The following is a 19,730-nucleotide window of genomic DNA, read 5'->3' on the forward strand; positions in this document are numbered from 1 at the left end:
TTTGAACAAAAAACAGATTTATTAAACTAACCAAAATCTAAAAATCACTTCAAATTCACACAAAAACTAAAACCCTATGAATAACAGTATTTGGCGTAAAAAACCAATGGCAGCCTACGAAGCTGACATGAAAAAATCTGAACTTAAACGTGTTCTTACAAAGTGGGGGCTTACTTCACTAGGTATCGGAGCAATTATTGGTGGAGGTATTTTTACTTTAACGGGTATTGCTGCCCACGACCACGCCGGTCCAGCTTTAGCACTTGCTTTCGTCATTGCAGCCATCGGTTGTACATTTGCTTCCCTTTGTTATGCTGAATTTTCATCCATTCTTCCCGTTGAAGGTTCTGCGTATGCGTATTCTTACGGTACCGTTGGTGAAATCTTTGCTTGGCTAATTGGCTGGAACCTTATCCTTGAATATATGATGGGCGCTACCACAGTAGCGGTAGCATGGTCTGGTTATTTCGAAAAACTCGTTCATTTATTTGGAATTGAATTGCCAGTAACTTTAATGAACGACCCTTATACGGCTGGTACAAAACTAGGTGTTGATGGCCCAGTTCCAGCTTTCAATATTGCAGCCTTTTTTATCACATGGATTGTAACTTCTGTATTAGTAAGAGGTATTCAAGAATCTGCTAAAACAAACAATATTATTGTAATTACTAAACTTTCGGTAGTATTATTCGTAATTATTGTAGGTGCATTCTTTGTAAAAACAGAAAACTGGCATCCATTCATTCCAGAAAGAGTATTTGATGCAGATGGTAAAGGACACTTCGGCTGGGATGGTGTTGTAACTGCAGCAACCATTGTATTCTTTGCTTATATCGGTTTCGATGCCGTATCTACGCAAGCTGGTGAAGCCATCAACCCTCGTAAAGATATTCCTTTTGCTATCGTAGCATCTTTAGTAATCTGTACTATTTTATATATTTTGGTATCTTTAGTATTAACAGGAATGGTAAAATACGACACCCTAGATTTAAAAGCACCAGTAGCTTCGGCTTTTGCTGATGCTGGCTTACCTTGGGCAGTGTTTATCATTACCATTGCTGCTGTAGCTGGTCTTACTTCTGTAATGTTGGTAATGATGCTTGGACAAACTCGTATTTTCTTAGGAATGGCGAAAGATGGTTTATTACCAGCTTTCTTCAAAACGATTCACCCAAATTTCAAAACACCTTGGAAAAGCACAATCTTAGTTGGTCTTATCGTATCAATTGTATCAGCACTTACACCAATTGATAAAGTATCTGAAATGTGTTCAATGGGTACTTTGTTAGCTTTCGCTATGATTTCGGGTGCAGTACTTTTATTGCGTTACCAACAGCCAGACATCGAACGTCCATACAAAGCGCCACTTATCTGGTTTGTAGCACCGATGGGAGTACTTTTCAATGTGTTTTTAATGACACAAGTAAGAAGAGAAACTTGGCACGCATTCTTGATTTGGAGTACTTTAGGTATTTTAGTGTATTTCCTTTACAGTAGAAATAAAAGTAATTTGAATAAGAACTAGTAATTATTTGATTACTCCATTTAAAAACCTCACAGAAAACAAATTTCTGTGAGGTTTCTTTTTTTATGAGTAATTTTGCAACTTATTTAAAAGATTTTTCAGGATTGAGGTGAATTAAAGTACTCAATCACTCATTTATAGATTGAAAATGGCAACCATACAAGAAGAAATACATAAACGCCGTACTTTCGGTATTATCTCTCACCCCGATGCGGGAAAAACAACACTTACCGAAAAATTACTTTTATTTGGAGGTGCTATCCAAACGGCTGGTGCAGTAAAATCAAATAAAATCAAAAAGGGAGCAACTTCCGATTTCATGGAGATTGAACGCCAAAGAGGTATTTCGGTAGCTACTTCTGTAATGACTTTCGAGTACAATAATCTTAAAATCAATATTTTGGATACTCCTGGTCACAAGGATTTTGCTGAAGATACTTATAGAACTTTAACGGCTGTCGATTCTGTAATTTTGGTTATCGACTGCGTAAAAGGTGTAGAAGAGCAAACCGAACGTTTGATGGAAGTTTGTCGTATGAGAAATACGCCTGTAATCGTATTCATCAATAAAATGGATAGAGAAGGACAAAATCCTTTTGATTTACTAGATGAATTAGAACAAAAACTGAATATCAAAGTACGCCCGCTTACTTGGCCAATCAACATTGGTTCAAACTTCAAAGGTGTTTATAATATTTATGAAAAATCGCTGAACATCTTCAATGCGAATAAAACCAAAATTGAAAAAGAAGTTGTTTCAGTAGATATTTGGTCGGAAGAATTAGACAAAAAAGTAGGCGAAAAAGATGCTAATCAATTACGTGAAGATATTGAATTGATTGAAGGCGTTTACGGAGATTTTGACAGAAGTATTTATTTGTCGGGAGAAGTAGCGCCAGTTTTCTTTGGTTCGGCTGTTAATAATTTTGGTGTGCAAGAATTATTGGACACTTTCACTGAAATTGCCCCAAGTACGCAAGCACGAAAAACTGACGTAAGAATTGTAGAACCAGAAGAGAAAAAATTCACTGGTTTTATTTTCAAAATCCACGCCAATCTCGACCCAAAACACCGTGATAGAATTGCTTTCTTAAGAGTTTGTTCAGGAACATTCGAGCGTAATAAATTTTACAAACACGTTCGTTTAGATAAAAACCTTCGTTTCAACAATCCATATAATTTCATGGCTCAAGAAAAAGAAGTAATCGAAGAAGGTTTTCCGGGCGATGTAATTGGTTTATATGATACTGGAAACTTTAAAATTGGCGATACTTTGTCGGAAGGAGAAGTAATGCAATACCAAGGTATTCCAAGTTTCTCTCCAGAAATTTTCAAAGAATTAATGAACCTTGACCCTATGAAATCTAAACAATTGGAAAAAGGAATTCAACAATTGACTGACGAAGGAGTAGCACAATTATTCGTTCAACCACATTTAGGAAATAGAAAAATTGTAGGAACAGTTGGAGAACTTCAATACGAAGTAATTCAATATCGTTTGGAGCATGAGTACGGTGCAAAATGTCGTTTCGACCACCGTGACATTGCCAAAGCTTGTTGGGTAACTTCTGATGACGAGAAAAAACTTACAGAATTTGTAAGATTAAAAGCTCAAAACATCGCACAAGATAAAGACGGGAACTTTGTATTTTTAGCAGAATCAGAATGGATTTTAAGAATGAATATCCAAAATAATCCAGATATTCAATTTCACTTTACTTCGGAATTTAAGAGAGCGGTTGAAGCATAATTATAACTTTTCAAAGAAAATCGACCGTATAATAAGTTTTAAACTCTTGGTAATAATAAATATCAGTATTTTGGCTATATTGTTCTTTTAAATAGATTTAGAACTCACTTAAATCCTGTCTTTTCCATGAAAAAAATTATCGTCTTATCATCTATGCTGTTTTTAACAGTATGTTCAAAATCATTCGCTTCTACGCCAAGTGAATATTTAGCTAATGATGCTGCCATAGAAGCAACATTGAGCAATGGTGTTGAAGTAGCAAGTTTAATGCCTTCTGTTAATGCTGAAGCATCTAATAATGCATTGGCTACAACAAGCAGTTTACCTACAACTTCAGTAGCTGGTAGTAAAAATGCAGCAACAGCATTTATATTATCAACATTCTTAGGGGGTTTAGGGATTCACCGTTTCTACATGGGTACAGCAACATTAACTGGAGTGGGGTATATCCTAACTTTAGGAGGTTGTGGTATTGTAGCTTTTGTTGACTGGGTAGTGTTGTTAATCGCTTTAGTTAACGACGAAGGTATTTCAAAATATGAAGACAACCCTAAATTCTTTATGTGGTAGGTTTAATAGTCTTCAATTTTTTCTTAATAAAAAAAGCCAAGAACAAAATATCGTTCTTGGCTTTTTCAATTTTCAAGTTCTATTAATGCCTTGGTTACTTTCATTGTATATAAGTCTATCAATTGGCGATTCTTTTGCTCTGCCAATAATTCTGTACGTCTTATTCCTCCAAAATAAAATGCCTGAAACAAACCAAAACCAGTAAAAAAACCCGATAAGTAATATCCTTTAGAAATATTATGAAAGCCAAAACCAAGTGTGGCAATTTGTAAACCCAATGAAACCAAGCCTTCTGTAGTATTTCCAACATAAAGCATTCCTGCACCGGGTAAAAAAGTAGCCAAAGCAGCTGCTTTTTTCACATTTTTAAATTTGTTTGACTTTTCAAATGCAAAAACGGAATCGACATTCATTTTTACATTTTTAGCGCTGGCATAAGCACCAAATACTTCTTTTGCTTCGGGATAGCGTTTAAGTTGTGTTAAGCAAAGTATTTCCCACAGTTTGCTATTTTGTGTTAGTAAAGAATCTTTTACAAAAAATCTTAATTGCTGAATCTGACTAAGTGCATCCTCATAAAAACCTGATAAATAATAACATACAATCAACTCGTTTCGCAAAAGAAACTGACTTGAATCCGATAAATTTGACAAATCGAATCTCAAAGCTGTTTTCCCAGCCTCAGCATACTTTCCCATTACTTTCAAGCAATAGACTTTCTTTAATAAACAGTTATTTTTCGCTTCTTGTAAACTGATTGCAGAAAGTGTAGTATCTGGAAATTCTACTAATTCAAAATAACTCCTTTCATAAGTCAACAATGCAACATCATATTGTTTGTTCAACAATAAGCTATCTCCTTCCCGAAAATCCTGAGCATAAGATTTAGTTGAAAATAGTACGCAAAGGAATGTGCATATCAAATAATATTTGTTCATCTATCTTATCGTTAAATTCTTGTCTTTTGATTTTTAAACTCAAAGCACTTCCCCAAATATTGCCTATATAAAATAAACTAAATAAACCTCCATAAATAATAAATCTAGGGCTTGATACTCCATCTTTTCGCAAACCTTCGTAAGCTTGCATACCCAATATAGCATTTTGTATAAATGTTGAAACCCCTTGTCCTAATTGCCCACCAACATATATTTTCCCTGCTCCAGGTATAATGGCAGATAGTAAAGCGGCTTTCAATGGCGACTTCCGTTGTTGTTTCTGAATAATTTCTCTGTAATCTTTAAAATTACTTTGTTGCTTTTGGAGTGGATAATATTCCTCTGAAAAATGATTCTTAAGAGAATCAAATACACTAAGGTTACGATTTAAAAGATTAAGACCTGCCAACTCAAAAGTACGAATTGCCGTAGTCAGACTATCTTTTGCATCAACAGCAAGAAACAATTTTTGAGCCTGATTAATATTACGAAGATAACTATAGGAAATGCCTGATAAGAATAATGATTTTTTAAAGTATTGACTCGAAGGATTTACTTTCGAAAAATAAAAAGTGCAAGAATCAAGTTTTTTGAGAGAGTAAAAAGCTAATCCTTTCCAATATGGAAGTTCAAATCGTTGCTGTGTAGCGTCTGGATAACGATTTTGTAATTGAGAAATTAAAGTAATAGCATCTCGATGCTCATCTTTTGCTAACAAATACTGTAAAAACAAACTATCTTTTTTGATTTGAGAGCAAGCTATTTTAGGCATTATAGCGACAAAAAGCATCAAGATTAAGCTTTTTGAGATAGGTTTTCTAAAAAGAGAATTGTGTAGTTCCATTATTCTATTTTATACATCTTGGGAGAATCTATTACTTTACCTTGTTCATTTACTCTGAATGGATTAATTGTAGTTCCACTTATTCTATTGCATCTAGCCAAACGGTCAGCAGTAAGTGCCAGTCCTTTTACAATACCATATTCTTGAATAGCTGATTGGCTAAATCTTGAACATGAAAGTTCATATAAACAATTGGCTGAAAATTGTGGAGATATTACTTTCTGATAAACCTTTAATGAACCATTCAAAAACAGTAATATCGGATTGAATGTTTTAGGTTTTTGTGTTTGAGCCGAAAGCTTTGAGCTACTGTCTTTTTGAATCAAATATGTTAAATCTGTTTTTAAACTTTGTGCCCTAATTCCTTGAGCAAGAAAAAAACAGGAAATCAACAAAATCACATGAACCGAAACTTTATTTAAGGACTTTCGCATTGGCAGGAATTGTAAAATCTGACAGTTTGCTATTTACAGCTTCATTGATTTTTATATCAGCGTATGTTGTCTTCGCAATGACAGAATCTTTAGCAGAGAAATAATCTATTTGAGTAACAGTAAGTGGAAAATCAAGCCCGCCAAAGTTCTGATAATTATAGTAATACATCTTTTTGATTACTTGTCCATTCCCACCGATATACTTCGTATAAATTGGATTAGCACCATCATGCACTAACTCAACCGACTTTATATCTTTCGCCAATCGTGCTGGTGCAGCCCAAGTACTTATCATTAAGTTTTTTTCGAACTTGGTATTTTTATTAACAAAACCCATTGCTCTTAAACCTAAATCTGCCTTTTGGTTATTCAGGAAATAATAAAACTGAGAAGTCTCTGTACTAAAAAGATAATTCACTTGTTGAATTACAGTATTTTTAACAGGATCGTAAATAGAAATTTCTCCTTTAGAAGTATTAATAATATATTGGTTACTTGGTAGAGAATAATGACTAATCATTTTGCCACCAGCTAATTGATAAAAAATATCAGCTTTTACAGTAACAGTCTTCCCTGCTCTTACTGAACGAGAAATCATCGATGCTCCTATTTTTTTGATATTACTAGAGGAAGTAAAAGCTAGTGAGAAGAAGGTTATCAGAACCCCAAAAATAAATGTTGACCTTTTATTAAGCATAGTTAAAATAAGATAGGGATTTCAGACTCAGTTTCTTGGTAGAATAAAATTAGGCCAAACCTGATTTATAAAGATAATAGTGATACAAAAACGATGGTTCTTGCATCACTATTATTTGTGATTGATTTCTTTACTTCAAACCCAAATCCTCTTGAATCGCTGAAACCTTTTGTTTCAATTTAGCAAGAACAGCATCAAAATCTTCTGCTTTTTCTAATGGTTCATTGACAGAAACATAGAATTTAATCTTAGGTTCAGTTCCTGATGGACGAGCAGATACTTTCGTTCCATCTGCTAAAACCAATTGAATTACATTGGAAGCTTCCATTCCTAATCCTGTTGGAATGCTTGTAATTACTCCAGATTTTAAATCTGTTGAAGTTAAGTTCGTATAGTCAATTACTGTTACTGGTTCTGAACCTGCCACTGTTGCCGGAACATTACTGCGTAAATCAGCCATCATTTTCTGAATTTCTTCTGCGCCAGCCTTTCCTTTTTTCGTTAATGAAATCAAGCCTTCGTAATAGAAATTATTTTCCATATACATACTCGTCAAGAAATCGAATAATGATTTTCCATTATCTTTAGCATAAGCCGTCAATTCAGCAATCATTGCACAAGAAGCAACAGCATCTTTATCACGAACAGCATCACCAATTAAATAACCATACGATTCTTCGCCTCCACCGATAAACTTCTCTTTTCCTTCTAATTCACGAATTACCGCAGCGATAAATTTAAAGCCAGTTAAAGTATTATAACATTTAACGCCTTGTGTTTCACACATTTTATCAATGATATTCGTCGTAACAATGGTTTTTGCGATGAACTCCTTTCCTGTCAATTTCCCTGCCTTTTTCCAAGCATCTAACAAGTAATAAATAATCAAACTTGCCATTTGGTTACCGTTCAAAAGTACCCATTCGCCCGCTGGATTTTTAACTGCTGCTCCTACTCTATCCGCATCTGGGTCAGTAGCAATTACCAAATCTGCATCAATTTCTTTTGCCAAATTCATGGCTAAAGTCATCGCTTCTGTTTCTTCTGGATTTGGATAAACCACTGTTGGGAAATCTCCATTTGGCTCTGCTTGTGCTTCAACGATGTTTACATCTTCAAAACCTAATAATTTTAACGCTTTTGGTACAAGTGTAATACCTGTTCCATGAATTGAAGAATAAACGATTTTTAAATCTTTCTGACGAGTAATTACTGCTGGATTTATTGAATTTACTTGAATTGTTTTCAAGTATTCAGCATCAATTTCTTCGCCAATTGAAGTAATCAAATCTGGATTTCCTGTAAAATTGATTTCATCTACCGATTGAATTTTGTTTACTTCTGCTACGATATTTTTATCGTGCGGAGCAACTACTTGTGAACCATCGTTCCAATAAGCTTTATAGCCATTGTATTCACGTGGGTTGTGCGAAGCCGTAATTACTAAACCAGCATTACATCCTAAATGTCTAACAGCAAAAGATAATTCAGGCGTTGGGCGCAATTCTTTAAATAAATAAACCTTGATGCCATTCGCCGAAAAAATATCTGCAGCTACTTTCGCAAAGTATGAAGCATTATTTCTTGAATCGTGAGCAATCGCTACGCTAATACTTTCGCCAGTGAAATTAGCTTTCAAATAATTGGCAAAACCCTGTGTGGCAGAGCCAACCGTGTATTTATTCATACGGTTTGAACCAACACCCATTTCACCACGCATTCCACCCGTTCCAAACTCTAAGTCTTTATAGAAAGAATCTGTCAATTCTGTTTCTTTTCCTTCATCTAAAAGTTGTTGGATTTTGGCTTTTGTGTCAGCATCATAGTTTCCCGAAAGCCACAAGTTGATTTTTTCTTGGGTAAGTGCGTCTAAGCTAGCAATCATAGTATTATTTGTTAAGTTAAAGTCTGAGATTTTTCGACCAACAAATATAAAAATTATTTGTTGTATTGAATACTGTTCTATGCCTTTAGTGAATAGTGATTTATTGAGCGGTACTTTTTAGCAATTAGCTAATAAAATAATGTATTTTATTAGCTTTTGTATAGTAAAATATTACCAACAAATGCTATCTTTGAAATACCTAAAGTATCAATATTTGTTTACTTATTGTTAATTTTCAAGAATAAATTTTGCGACTTAGTAAAACCTAGTTTATCAAGCAATTCTAACTAAACATTCAAATTAAACAACAAAATCAACAACATGAACAGAAAATTACTAATGATTTTTGTGCTGATGCTGACTTTAACGCTGAAAATGGCGGCTCAGGACAGAATTGTCTCAGGAAAAGTAACCTCCTCTGAGGATGGAGCAGTACTTGCTGGTGTGAGTGTTTCGGTGAAAGGTACATCCAAAGGAACAACTTCTGCAGCCGATGGTTCGTATAAAATTAGTGTTCCAAATAATGCAACATTAACCTTTGGTTTTGTTGGCTTTATTAAACAAGATATTGCTGTTGGAACAAAAACCATTATCAATGTTGCTTTAGTAAATGATGTAACTGACATCGAAGAAGTAGTTGTAGTTGGATATGGAACAACCAAAAAACAAAACCTTACGGCTTCTCAAGCCAATATTTCAGGGAAAGCTTTAGAAGGGAAAGCTGGAGGTTCAACATTTGATAATCTTTTGCAAGGCAAAGCAGCTGGATTACAAATTACTTCAGTGAATGGTCGTCCTTCAGGACAAAACTTTATCCGTATTCGTGGAGAAGGTTCATTAACGGCTGGTTCACAACCATTAGTTGTAATTGACGGTGTGCCAGTTGCCAATAGTGAAGCGCAAGGTGGCATCAATATTTTAAATACGATTAATCCAAACGAAATTGAAGATGTTCAAGTATTGAAAGATGCTTCTTCAGCAGCAATTTATGGTTCAAGAGGTGCCAATGGGGTAATTCTTGTTACTACCAAACAAGGGAAAAAAGGGTTACCAAAAATTACTTATTCTTTCCAAGCAGGATACTCAGAAAAAACACCTGACAATTTCAAAATGATGACTTTTGAAGAAAAGCTTCGTTATGAAAAAGACTTGGGTTATACCAATGGATATTTTCTGGATGATGTTACAACGATGACTGATGCAGAGTATCAAGCAGAAGTAACAAGATTGTCTGCTGGTAAAACAGATTGGTTCAAAACACTTTTACAGAAAGGTCAGTTAAGAACACATCGTTTGGGTATTAGTGGAGCTAATGATGCCTTTTCGTATAACATCGGCTTACAAACTTCTAAAGTTGGTGGTTTGGTAAACGGTTCTAACTCTGATTTGAACACTGGAAGAATCAATTTGGAATATCGTGCTTCAAAATGGTTAAAAACTGGTTCTAATTTACAGTTTTCTGTTATTCAAACGAATGAGCAAAGAGATCGTTACAACGTTCAAAACCCATTTTATGCCATTTATGCTTACAATGCTTATGAACCAGAATTTAATGATGATGGAACTTACAACCTTACAGCCAACGGTTTCAGTATCTCGGAAGCAATCTTAAACAATACAGAAAAGCAAAATATTGTGAATGGATTAGGAAGCTTTTTTGTAGCATTAACTCCTATTAAAGATTTAGAAGTACGTTCTCAGATTGGTCTTACTTATACTGATTATGCAAGAGAATATTATATCAAGCCTAATTCAATATTAGACCAATACGTTGGTGACCCAGCCGCAAGAGGTTCAAAAACAGATAATGGTTTTCAAAACTTCAACTATGTATTTACCAATACTGCTACGTATTTTAAATCAATTGATGACACTCATAACTTCAAAATATTAGGAGGTATAGAATTTACCAGAGATAGAATAAAAACTTATACATTGTCATCTAAAGGCTTTCCATCAGATAAAGTAAGTACACAAGATAACTCATCAACTCCAACGGGTGCATCTACTGGTAAATCAGATTGGGCATTATATTCATTATTTGGTCGTATCAATTATGATTTTAATCAAAAATACTTCCTTGATTTATCTGTTCGTCGTGATGGTTCTTCTCGTTTCGGGATAAACAATCGTTATGGTCTATTTGGTGCTGCTAGTGCTGGCTGGCATTTAGATAAAGAATCATTCATACAAGACTTAACCTTTATCAATTCATTAAAACTTAGAGCTAGTTATGGTTTAACAGGTAACGACCGTATCGGTAATTATACTTCATTAGGTTTATATCGTTACAATAGTTATGGCTTGACTTCAGCTACTTTCCCTTCACAGGTACAAAACCCTGATTTAACTTGGGAAAAACTAGCAGCTACTGATATTGGTGTTGACTTCTCGGTATTGAATAATCGTCTTTATGGTACAGTGGATTGGTACAACAAAAACAATTCATCATTATTATATGATCGCCCTCTATCGTCAACAACTGGTTTTCAATCAAGAACTGAAAATGTAGGAGCTGTACAAAACAGAGGTTTAGAGTTTACGCTTGGCTATAAAATTCTCAATACAAAAGACTTGAAATGGGATGTAAATGTGAACTATTCTATCAATAAAAATAAGGTTACAGCCCTTACTGAAGATGGAATTAACCGTCCGGGAGGTCTTAGTAAACTTCAAATCGGACAACCTATTGATGTTTATTTTATGACTCGCTATGCAGGAGTAAATTCTCAAACGGGTGCTCAACAATTCTATAATATCAATGGTGAAATCGTTGAAAATTATAGCCCAAGCGATGCAGTAGTATTAGAAGGAAAATCACGTTTGGCAACTCGTTTTGGTAATTTCCATACAGATATTAGTTATAAAGGCTTTTCTTTAGGGGCTGATTTATATTACTCTGGTGGTAATTATATCTTTAACTCATTGTGGAATGACTTGACCTCTGATGGTGAATACATTTATAATAACCAAGCTGCAGATGCTTTGAATTATTGGAAAAAAGCTGGTGATACTGGTGTACTTCCTGAACCAACTGGAATCAGTTACACTACAGACCGTTATTTACAAAAAGGAGATTTTATTCGTTTAAGAAATGTTACTTTAGGTTATACAATTCCTACAGGTATTACAAAAAAAGCAAAAATTCAATCTGTAAGAATTTATGCGCAGGCTCAAAACTGGTGGTATCACGCATTTGAAGCTAAAGGTGACCCTGAAATTGGTTTCGGACAAGCAGAAAGTACAGGTGGACAAACACAAGGTTTATTCCGTGGATATAGCTATCCTGTTGCTCGTCAATTAACATTCGGTATTGATTTAACCTTCTAAATTCATCCATAAATAGACTTTCAAAATATGAAAAAATATATTTTAACTCTTGGCATTTTTACTCTGATAGGAGTAACAAGTTGTAGTGAAAAAGAACTTGAATTAACGCCCTACAACTCAGTAACGGATTCACAAGCATTTGAAACACAAACAGATTTTGATAATGCTGCACGAGGTATGTATGCTCGTAATGTTGGTGGTTTATCAGGTTTATCGGGTGGTTCATATTATGCTGGTTCATCCATTAGTCTTCCAGATATTATGTCTGATAATGCTATCATGAGCCGAACAGGTCGTTTATCAAATCGCTTTTTTCATGAATGGCGTTATAATGGCGACATCGCTTGGGATTTATGGACACAAGCATACTCTTCTATTCGTAGAGCCAATGGAATCCTTGTTAACATCAATAAATTGCCAGATGGAGCTGCCAAAAATAACTTTAAAGGCGAAGCATTAGCAGTAAGAGCGCTTGCTCATTTTGACATGGTTAAATTGTACGGAAAAGCCTTTACACAAGCAAGTGATGCTGATTTAGGTGTTCCTTTCGTTACAAGTATCGACCCAACTGCCAGACCATCTCGTGAAACCGTGAAATCTAATTATGCAAAAATTGAAGCAGATTTAGTAGAAGCAGCAAGCCTAATCGGTAGTGGGAATGGTATTTATCGTTTCAACAAAGCCGCAGTTTATGGCTTACTTTCACGCTTGTATTTGTATGAAGCTCAATGGCAAAAAGCTGCCGATGCTGCTACACAGTCTTTAGCGTTAAGTTCAAGTCCGGGTTCAATTGCCAATTTCTCAAGCATTTGGAAAGATGCAAGTAACGACGGAGTATTATTGAAACTACAAATTGTTGATAAAGACGCTGTATCGCCCGGTGTTGAATATAGCCAAAGTTCAGCATCAGGAGTACGTTCTGAATATGTTGTTGACTTTGACCTTTTTAGATTATACAAAGACAATGATATTCGTAAAACGGCATATATCGGTTCAAGTACTTTTGGTGGATTCAGATATAACAATATCATCAAATATTTCGGACGTACTACTGGTAATGCAAACGTAGTTGACCCTAAGGTAATCAGAGTAGCAGAAGTATTATTGAATCGTGCAGAAGCTTTGGCACAATTGAACAAAGATGCTGACGCACTTAAAGATTTGAATGCTTTGAGAGCAAGCCGTTACATAGGTTTTGTAGCTGCTGACAACCAAGAAGGTGGTACTGCTTTGAAAACTGAAATTGATTTGCAAAGACGTCTTGAATTAGCTTTTGAAGGACATCGTTTCTTTGACATTAAACGTAAAGGATTGTCTATTGCTCGTTCAAATTGGGGAGATAGATACGACGGAACAGGAACAACTTATGGTTTCAAAAGCTTAACGGTTGGTGATGCTAGATTCCAGTTACCTATTCCAACTAATGAAATTCGTACAAATGCCAATGTTAAACAAAACCCTGGTTATTAGTATTTAAAATAAATTTATGAAAAAGGCTTTCTTGATATAAAAAGAAAGCCTTTTTTTTCGTTTACATAATGCTTGCTCCTTGATTAATTATCGTTTCTAAATCCTTTATTAATTTCTATCAAAAATAGTTATTATCTTGTGTAGCAAACACTTCAATTTCTATTTAATAAGTCTCCTAAAAACATTTGAATATGAAAAAAATATTACTTTTTACTTTCTTTATAATGGGAAGCATTGGGGCTTTCTCTCAAAAAATCAAAATTGAGTCTATTCCCGGTACTCAAATTGTTGATTATGCCCAAACTCCTGAGCAAGCCAAAGAACGTGTTTTCCCAATGGGCTATACAGAGATGATGAAAGCTAAATTAGAAGCTGACAAAAAACTCGCTGCCAATACTCGTAAATCATCAAGCCAAGCGTCAAACTTCCAAGTGTTTTATGAACAAGGTTCAAATTTATCTACAGAAGTAAAAGCCATATTCGAAAAAGCGGCAGCTACTTGGGCAAATGCTTTAAATTCAGACGTCCCTATTAAAATATTAGTACGTTGGAGAAGTCTTGCCACTGGTGTTTTAGGTTCAGCTGGTGCTTCTACATATTATCGTAATTTCCCCGGAGCGGCTAAAGCAGGCACTTGGTATCCAATTGCACTTGCTGAAAAAATGGCTAGAAAAGATTTGAACGGAGAAGACCAAGCTGATATCGTTGCTACTTTTAATTCTGACCGTACAGACTGGTACACTGGCGAATCAACACCAACTCGTTTACAGTATGACCTTTATTCAATTGTATTACATGAGTTTGGACATGGACTTGGTTTTATTGGTACTTTCGGGGCAAATGAAACAGTCGCAGGTTGGGGAAGTGGTAGCTTTGTAGGTTCAGCAGGTATTTTTGATAATTTTATAGTAAACAGTACGGGAGTATCTTTAATTGACTCTACTACGATTGACAACTTTTCGGAAGCTCTTCGTAAGGAAATTACTGGTGGAAAATTGTTCTTGAATAGCCCATCTGCAACAAAAGCAAATGCTAATAAGCAAGCCAAACTGTATGCCCCAACAACCTATAGTGCGGGTTCAAGTATTTATCATGTTGACCAAGCTACCTATCGTATCGGCGACCCAAATGCTTTGATGACTCCATCCATTGCTGCTGGAGAGTTAACTCGTGACCTTGGACCAATTATATTAAACTTTTTTGCTGATATGGGCTGGGTTAGTAGTTCTATTACTCATGACGCTTTCACTGATAATGAAGATACTAATAAAGATTACGTTTTTACGGCTAAAGTGTTCGGAGATACTGCTATCAAAGATGGTTCTGTAAAACTTTACATGACTACCTCTAACCTCATTGCTGATGCCAAAGAAGTACCTTTAACAAAAAGTGGTAATCAGTACTCATATACACTTCCAAAGTCAACAGATAGAAGACAAATTAGTTATTATTGGCAAGGAGAAGATTTAGCTGGTAGAAAATTAGCGACACCAGCAGAAGCACCATTGAGTACCAAAGGCTTTACTAATTTCTATCGCTTTACTATCGGTGCCGATACTGTAAAACCAGTCATTGCTTATACCAACAATATTTACTCTATTTATACAACCGATACTGAAGTAAAATTACCACAAGGACAAGCCTTTGATAACATCGGGATTGATAGTGCTTATGTAGAATATTATATCAATGATGTAAAGCAAGCGCCAATCTTATTGACTTATACAACGGCTGATAGAACCATTACTTTTGATGGTAGCTTTAAATTTACGGCAGCCCAATTCAAAGGAAATGATGTTGTAAAATATCGTATCGTCGTGAAAGATAAAGCGAAAGCCCATAATACTAGGTTCTCTCCAGAAACTGGTTTTTATGAATTTAAAGTATTGAAATTATTTCCAGCAGTGAATACCTACAATAATAATTTTGATACTTCGCCTGCTGCTCCAGAAGATTTTTATTTGAAAGGATTTACCTTTTCGAAACCAACTAACTTTACCAGTATTGCTTTAAATTCAGACCATCCTTATAAAAATGGTTCTGAAGAAGTATTTGAATCTGATGGAAATCTTTTCTCAAATTATATTGCTCAATTATTAAGACCAATTACTTTGAGAAGTGATACGGCTAAAATCTATTTTGATGAGGTAGTTTTAGTAGAAACAGGTGCTGATGGTTCAGTTTTTCCAGATAGAGATTTCTTCGATTATGTTGTTGTTGAAGGTTCTAAAGACGGTGGTAAAACTTGGCAGTGGTTTCAAGCTGGATGGGATTCTAACGATGACCCTGAATGGGCTAAAGCTTGGACAAGCTTAAATGTTGATAAAGACCAAAACTCAAAAACAGTTGGTAATCCTAATCTTTTCAGAAAAAGAGAAATTGATATGCTAAGTTCTGGTGATTTTAAAGCAGGTGATAATGTTTTAGTTCGTTTCAGACTTTTAGCTGACCCTTTAGCACATGGTTGGGGCTGGACTGTGGATAATTTAAATATTCAAGGGCCATCTGGCAAGCCTGTTACGCCAACAAATCCAACCGTTTTAGGTAACGAAACAAGTAATGATATTGAAATAGCGATTTCGCCAAATCCATCAACTACTGGCGAATACAAAATAAAAGCAAGCTTTGCGAAAGCTACTAAAAATGTAACTATCAATGTCGTAAATATCTTTGGATTATCTGTTTTCAACGAGCAACATAACAACTCAGGAAACGAATTCAACCATATTATTAACCTTGGTGGTGTTTCAAATGGTACTTATTTATTGAAACTTCAAACTGAAAATGGAGTAATCAATAAAAAGATAATTTTAGCGAAATAATCATTTTGAGTGAATTTAAACGAGCCTTTTTGTCTATTCAATCAGGCTCGTTTTTGTTGTGACTCATACAATTTTTCACAAAAATGTTATAAGTCGAATAGCAATACCTTATCTTTGCGAAGATTTTTCGCTTCCTAGCAGTGAACTAACCACACTAATAAATTGGAACAAAAGGCTTTCAATCATTAACATTTGAATTTAGAAATCATAAAATATGTCTTGGTTTACCAGAAAAGATAAGGGTATTTTAACCCCTACAGAATCAAAACGTGAAGCTCCAGATGGGCTTTGGTATCAGTGTCCATCTTGCAAGAAAGCAATGCACACTCGTGAACATCGTTTGTTCGCTTATACTTGTTCAAACTGTAATTATCATGAGAAAATTGGCTCACAAGAGTATTTTGAGCTACTTTTTGACCAAACAAAATATACAGAATTGGACGCAATGCTTTCATCAGGTGATCCTCTGAACTTTGTGGATACAAAACGTTATCCAGACCGTATCAAGGCTACTGAAAAGAAAACTGGTTTGAAAGATGCCGTTAGAACTGCGCATGGTAAAGTGAACGATATTGAAATCGTAGTTTCTGCAATGGATTTCTCATTTATCGGTGGTTCAATGGGTTCGGTAGTTGGTGAAAAGATTGCTCGTGGTATCGACTATGCCCTTGAACACAAAATCCCATTCTTGATGATTTCAAAATCGGGTGGTGCAAGGATGATGGAAGCAGGTTTCTCTTTAATGCAAATGGCTAAAACTTCTGCAAAATTAGCTTTATTGGCTGAGGCAGGAATTCCTTACATTTCATTATTGACTGACCCAACGACAGGCGGTGTTACGGCTTCTTATGCAATGCTTGGTGATTTCAACATTTCTGAGCCGGGTGCTTTGATTGGTTTCGCTGGACCAAGAGTAATTCGTGAAACAATTGGTAAAGATTTACCTAAAGGTTTTCAAAGTGCAGAATTCGTTTTAGAACACGGATTCCTTGATTTTATCGTAGATAGAAAAGATTTAAAAGATAAGCTTTCTTCTTTATTGGGAATGTTAGCTTAATAGCTTTAAGCCTTGAGCAATGAGCTTTGAGATTATAAAAGGGGTTGTTGATTTTGAATCAACAACCCCTTTGTATTTTAAAATTCCCTAGTCAAAAATTTGTTTTGTATAATTATATTGTACGGCAAATATTCGTACTTTTATGATGGTAATTCAAAGACTATTTAGTAAAATGTTGTGTTTGATATATAATATTAGATAATTTGAGAGGTAACAATATGAATTACAGAAAATACATTAACAAGTAATAAAGCATAAAGTCATGAGAACAATAATTAATGATAGAATTGATGTTCGGATTAGCAAAGAGCAAAAAGAGTTCGTTAAATATGCTTCTGAAATTAGTGGATTTAAAAATTTATCTGAGTTTGTAATTTATTGTATTAATAAACATGCAAACGAAATAATACTAGAAAACAACTTAATTCTAAAGTCGATTGAAGATAAAAGAGTTTTTGTTGATGCTGTACTGAATCCACCAAAACCTAATAGCAAATTAAAACGAGCTCAATTAAGCTACAAAAAATTTATTGAGACCAATGAAAGCTCAGATTCAGAAATTAGCTAATCTACATAAAAAAGATACATTTAGCTGTGGTCAACTACTGTTAGACAATTATATAAGTAAACAAGCAAGCCAAGATGTAAAAAGGAAGCTATCGGTATGCTACGTTTTAGTGGATGATGAACAAACAGTAAAAGGCTACTATACATTGTCTGCCAATGCTATCCAAAAAGAATCTTTGCCCGAAGAATTAAGTAAAAAACTACCCAAAAGTTATGAAGATTTACCTGTTATATTACTGGGTAGGTTAGCCATAGATAAATCCTTTCAAGGAAAAGGTTTTGGAGAAATTTTATTGTTAGATGCTTTAAACGAATGTTATAAATTATCTAATCAATTAGGAACGATTGCAGTGGTGGTTGATGCGATTGATATAAAAGCTCAAACATTTTATGAATCTTATGGTTTTATTTTACTACCAAGCTCTGGAAAAATGTTGCTTCCAATGAAAACTATTGAAGATTTAATTTCGAACAACCTTTAAATTTCTTTTTCCATAAAAAACTCATGCCATGAATTGAAGTCATGGCATGAGTAATAACGGTCATTGCTTATATCTTTCCGCTAAAAAACGCTTAATGCGCCATCCCTCCTTTTTTACAGCAAGAAGGTAATTTTTCATAACCCTTTGCATCAGCTGCTACTTCTTCTGCATCGTAACCTACTTCAGAAATCGCTTTCTTAATTTTGTCCACAGAGGTTTTCTTTGGATTGAATGTTACTGTAACCACTTTGTCTTTACTTTCTACATTCAAATTAGACTCTGATACTCCTTTGGTAAAAGCTAATTTTTTCTCAATACGCTCTTTGCACATTTCACAAATGGCAGAAGTTTTGATTTTTACAGTTTCTTTCTTAGGTGTTTCTGCAAAAGTGAACACTGAAACCAATAAAAGGATGAATACTAAAATGTTCTTTTTCATGTTGTTATTTGTTTATTATGTTGTTTAAAAATTTGTTCCTGTTTTATTTCCAGATTTGACAACTTTTGTAAAGTTGTCAAATCAATTGGCATCAAACCTGAGTATTTAAGCTCTCGCTTTTAGAATATAGCCACTCGCTCGGAGAATATAGCCACTCGCTCGAAGAATGTAAGCACCTTCTCGGAGAATATAGCCATCCGCTCAGAGAATATAGCCACCCACTCGAAGAATGTAAGCACCTTCTCGGAGAATATAGCCATCCGCTCGGAGAATATAACCACCCGCTTTTTAGCTTTTTAAGCCCTTGTTGGAGATAACTCCAACGAAGGCGGAATTTACTATTTACCAATCACTACCTAAATCGCATCAATGGCTTTTCTTTTATGATTTTGCAATTCTTTAAAGCGACTGGGCGTTAGTCCCGTTACTTTTTTGAATTGATTCGATAAATGTTGAACGCTACTGTAATGCAATTGGTCGGCGATTTGGCTTAATGTCAATTCATCGTAAATTAATAATTCCTTTACTTTCTCTATCTTCTGGAAAATCAAATATTGTTCTATCGTCTTTCCTTCTACTTCCGAAAACAAGGTACTTAAATATTTATAATCTCTGCCAACACGTTCTGAAATCAGAAAAGAAGGCGTAATTTTATCGACATCCGCATCGGATTGATGCACCATTTCAATCACTACATTCTTTATCTTCTCAACAATTTTTTTACGTTTATCATCCAACAATTCAAAGCCAATATTTTCTAATTGTTTCGCTAAAGTACTTTGGATATTTTCGTCTAAATCCTGTTTAATGCTTACTTCGCCCAGTTCCATTTGTTGAACTTCTATATTTAACTGAGTAAGTATTTGGCTAACCGCCATTTTACAGCGGTCACAAACCATATTTTTGATGTATAATTTCAT

At 34.8% G+C, this 19,730-nt stretch carries 16 protein-coding genes; 9 read left to right on the forward strand and 7 right to left on the reverse strand.

The genetic code is table 11. The annotated features are described in order from the left end of the window. The first annotated feature begins 76 nt into the window (after positions 1 to 76). The 3 genes from VB798_RS05130 to VB798_RS05140 all read left to right on the forward strand — a co-directional run bounded on the left by VB798_RS05130 (position 77) and on the right by VB798_RS05140 (position 3,845). Positions 77 to 1,525, forward strand: a complete 1,449-nt coding sequence (locus tag VB798_RS05130; protein ID WP_323256644.1) for an APC family permease — start codon at positions 77 to 79, stop codon at positions 1,523 to 1,525. Positions 1,526 to 1,673: 148 nt separating this feature from the next. Beyond that, complete coding sequence (locus tag VB798_RS05135; protein WP_323256646.1) at positions 1,674 to 3,275, forward strand: peptide chain release factor 3; 1,602 nt, start codon at positions 1,674 to 1,676, stop codon at positions 3,273 to 3,275. A gap of 126 nt (positions 3,276 to 3,401) precedes the next feature. Then, complete coding sequence (locus VB798_RS05140; RefSeq protein WP_323256648.1) at positions 3,402 to 3,845, forward strand: TM2 domain-containing protein; 444 nt, start codon at positions 3,402 to 3,404, stop codon at positions 3,843 to 3,845. Positions 3,846 to 3,910: 65 nt separating this feature from the next. Here VB798_RS05140 and VB798_RS05145 read toward each other — a convergent pair whose 3' ends face one another. The 5 genes from VB798_RS05145 to VB798_RS05165 all read right to left on the reverse strand — a co-directional run bounded on the left by VB798_RS05145 (position 3,911) and on the right by VB798_RS05165 (position 8,643). Next, positions 3,911 to 4,783: a hypothetical protein gene (locus VB798_RS05145; RefSeq protein WP_323256650.1), complete on the reverse strand. Its 873-nt coding sequence runs from the start codon at positions 4,781 to 4,783 to the stop codon at positions 3,911 to 3,913. Further along, positions 4,731 to 5,573: a tetratricopeptide repeat protein gene (locus VB798_RS05150; protein ID WP_323256652.1), complete on the reverse strand. Its 843-nt coding sequence runs from the start codon at positions 5,571 to 5,573 to the stop codon at positions 4,731 to 4,733. Before VB798_RS05150 ends, VB798_RS05145 begins: the two co-directional genes overlap by 53 nt. Before the next feature lie 53 nt (positions 5,574 to 5,626). Beyond that, complete coding sequence (yidD, locus tag VB798_RS05155; RefSeq protein WP_323256654.1) at positions 5,627 to 6,061, reverse strand: membrane protein insertion efficiency factor YidD; 435 nt, start codon at positions 6,059 to 6,061, stop codon at positions 5,627 to 5,629. Next, on the reverse strand, positions 6,042 to 6,659 hold the full coding sequence (locus tag VB798_RS05160; RefSeq protein ID WP_323256656.1) for a hypothetical protein: 618 nt from the start codon (positions 6,657 to 6,659) through the stop codon (positions 6,042 to 6,044). The genes yidD and VB798_RS05160 overlap by 20 nt, the downstream gene beginning before the upstream one ends. A gap of 229 nt (positions 6,660 to 6,888) precedes the next feature. Then, positions 6,889 to 8,643 carry a phospho-sugar mutase gene (locus tag VB798_RS05165; RefSeq protein ID WP_323256658.1) on the reverse strand — a complete coding sequence of 585 codons (1,755 nt, stop codon included), beginning with the start codon at positions 8,641 to 8,643 and terminating at the stop codon, positions 6,889 to 6,891. A 321-nt stretch (positions 8,644 to 8,964) separates the two neighbouring features. Between VB798_RS05165 and VB798_RS05170 the strand changes: the two genes are divergently transcribed. The 6 genes from VB798_RS05170 (at position 8,965) to VB798_RS05195 (ending at position 18,371) form a co-directional block, all read left to right on the forward strand. After that, positions 8,965 to 11,973, forward strand: coding sequence for a SusC/RagA family TonB-linked outer membrane protein (locus tag VB798_RS05170; protein WP_323256660.1), 3,009 nt, complete (start codon positions 8,965 to 8,967; stop codon positions 11,971 to 11,973). Positions 11,974 to 12,000: 27 nt separating this feature from the next. Next, on the forward strand, positions 12,001 to 13,443 hold the full coding sequence (locus VB798_RS05175; RefSeq protein ID WP_323256661.1) for a RagB/SusD family nutrient uptake outer membrane protein: 1,443 nt from the start codon (positions 12,001 to 12,003) through the stop codon (positions 13,441 to 13,443). 191 nt (positions 13,444 to 13,634) lie between these two features. After that, the gene (locus tag VB798_RS05180) at positions 13,635 to 16,265 is read left to right on the forward strand and encodes a T9SS type A sorting domain-containing protein (RefSeq protein ID WP_323256662.1); all 2,631 of its coding nucleotides are present in this window, start codon (positions 13,635 to 13,637) and stop codon (positions 16,263 to 16,265) included. Between the two features lie 214 nt (positions 16,266 to 16,479). Beyond that, positions 16,480 to 17,322, forward strand: coding sequence for an acetyl-CoA carboxylase, carboxyltransferase subunit beta (accD, locus tag VB798_RS05185; protein ID WP_323256664.1), 843 nt, complete (start codon positions 16,480 to 16,482; stop codon positions 17,320 to 17,322). A 262-nt stretch (positions 17,323 to 17,584) separates the two neighbouring features. After that, positions 17,585 to 17,890 (forward strand): type II toxin-antitoxin system TacA family antitoxin, encoded by a 306-nt coding sequence (locus tag VB798_RS05190; RefSeq protein ID WP_323256666.1) that lies wholly within the window; start codon positions 17,585 to 17,587, stop codon positions 17,888 to 17,890. Further along, positions 17,862 to 18,371: a GNAT family N-acetyltransferase gene (locus VB798_RS05195; protein WP_323256668.1), complete on the forward strand. Its 510-nt coding sequence runs from the start codon at positions 17,862 to 17,864 to the stop codon at positions 18,369 to 18,371. The genes VB798_RS05190 and VB798_RS05195 overlap by 29 nt, the downstream gene beginning before the upstream one ends. Before the next feature lie 91 nt (positions 18,372 to 18,462). Here VB798_RS05195 and VB798_RS05200 read toward each other — a convergent pair whose 3' ends face one another. Both VB798_RS05200 and VB798_RS05205 read right to left on the reverse strand, forming a co-directional pair. After that, positions 18,463 to 18,810, reverse strand: coding sequence for a heavy-metal-associated domain-containing protein (locus VB798_RS05200; protein ID WP_323256670.1), 348 nt, complete (start codon positions 18,808 to 18,810; stop codon positions 18,463 to 18,465). Positions 18,811 to 19,166: 356 nt separating this feature from the next. Beyond that, positions 19,167 to 19,730: a helix-turn-helix domain-containing protein gene (locus VB798_RS05205; RefSeq protein WP_323256672.1), complete on the reverse strand. Its 564-nt coding sequence runs from the start codon at positions 19,728 to 19,730 to the stop codon at positions 19,167 to 19,169.

Origin of the sequence: Arcicella lustrica (assembly GCF_034930985.1) — a bacterium.
GTDB classification, from domain to species: Bacteria; Bacteroidota; Bacteroidia; order Cytophagales; family Spirosomataceae; genus Arcicella; species Arcicella lustrica.

Excerpts from the sequence above, each read along its gene's own strand:
- accD (WP_323256664.1), top strand. The coding sequence starts at position 16,480 with ATGTCTTGGTTTACCAGAAAAGATAAGGGTATTTTAACCCCTACAGAA.
- VB798_RS05180 (WP_323256662.1), top strand. The coding sequence starts at position 13,635 with ATGAAAAAAATATTACTTTTTACTTTCTTTATAATGGGAAGCATTGGG.
- VB798_RS05160 (WP_323256656.1), bottom strand. The coding sequence starts at position 6,659 with ATGATTTCTCGTTCAGTAAGAGCAGGGAAGACTGTTACTGTAAAAGCT.
- VB798_RS05170 (WP_323256660.1), top strand. The coding sequence starts at position 8,965 with ATGAACAGAAAATTACTAATGATTTTTGTGCTGATGCTGACTTTAACG.
- yidD (WP_323256654.1), bottom strand. The coding sequence starts at position 6,061 with ATGCGAAAGTCCTTAAATAAAGTTTCGGTTCATGTGATTTTGTTGATT.
- VB798_RS05190 (WP_323256666.1), top strand. The coding sequence starts at position 17,585 with ATGAGAACAATAATTAATGATAGAATTGATGTTCGGATTAGCAAAGAG.
- VB798_RS05150 (WP_323256652.1), bottom strand. The coding sequence starts at position 5,573 with ATGCTTTTTGTCGCTATAATGCCTAAAATAGCTTGCTCTCAAATCAAA.
- VB798_RS05135 (WP_323256646.1), top strand. The coding sequence starts at position 1,674 with ATGGCAACCATACAAGAAGAAATACATAAACGCCGTACTTTCGGTATT.
- VB798_RS05200 (WP_323256670.1), bottom strand. The coding sequence starts at position 18,810 with ATGAAAAAGAACATTTTAGTATTCATCCTTTTATTGGTTTCAGTGTTC.
- VB798_RS05175 (WP_323256661.1), top strand. The coding sequence starts at position 12,001 with ATGAAAAAATATATTTTAACTCTTGGCATTTTTACTCTGATAGGAGTA.
- VB798_RS05165 (WP_323256658.1), bottom strand. The coding sequence starts at position 8,643 with ATGATTGCTAGCTTAGACGCACTTACCCAAGAAAAAATCAACTTGTGG.
- VB798_RS05140 (WP_323256648.1), top strand. The coding sequence starts at position 3,402 with ATGAAAAAAATTATCGTCTTATCATCTATGCTGTTTTTAACAGTATGT.
- VB798_RS05145 (WP_323256650.1), bottom strand. The coding sequence starts at position 4,783 with ATGAACAAATATTATTTGATATGCACATTCCTTTGCGTACTATTTTCA.
- VB798_RS05130 (WP_323256644.1), top strand. The coding sequence starts at position 77 with ATGAATAACAGTATTTGGCGTAAAAAACCAATGGCAGCCTACGAAGCT.
- VB798_RS05195 (WP_323256668.1), top strand. The coding sequence starts at position 17,862 with ATGAAAGCTCAGATTCAGAAATTAGCTAATCTACATAAAAAAGATACA.
- VB798_RS05205 (WP_323256672.1), bottom strand. The coding sequence starts at position 19,730 with ATGAAATTATACATCAAAAATATGGTTTGTGACCGCTGTAAAATGGCG.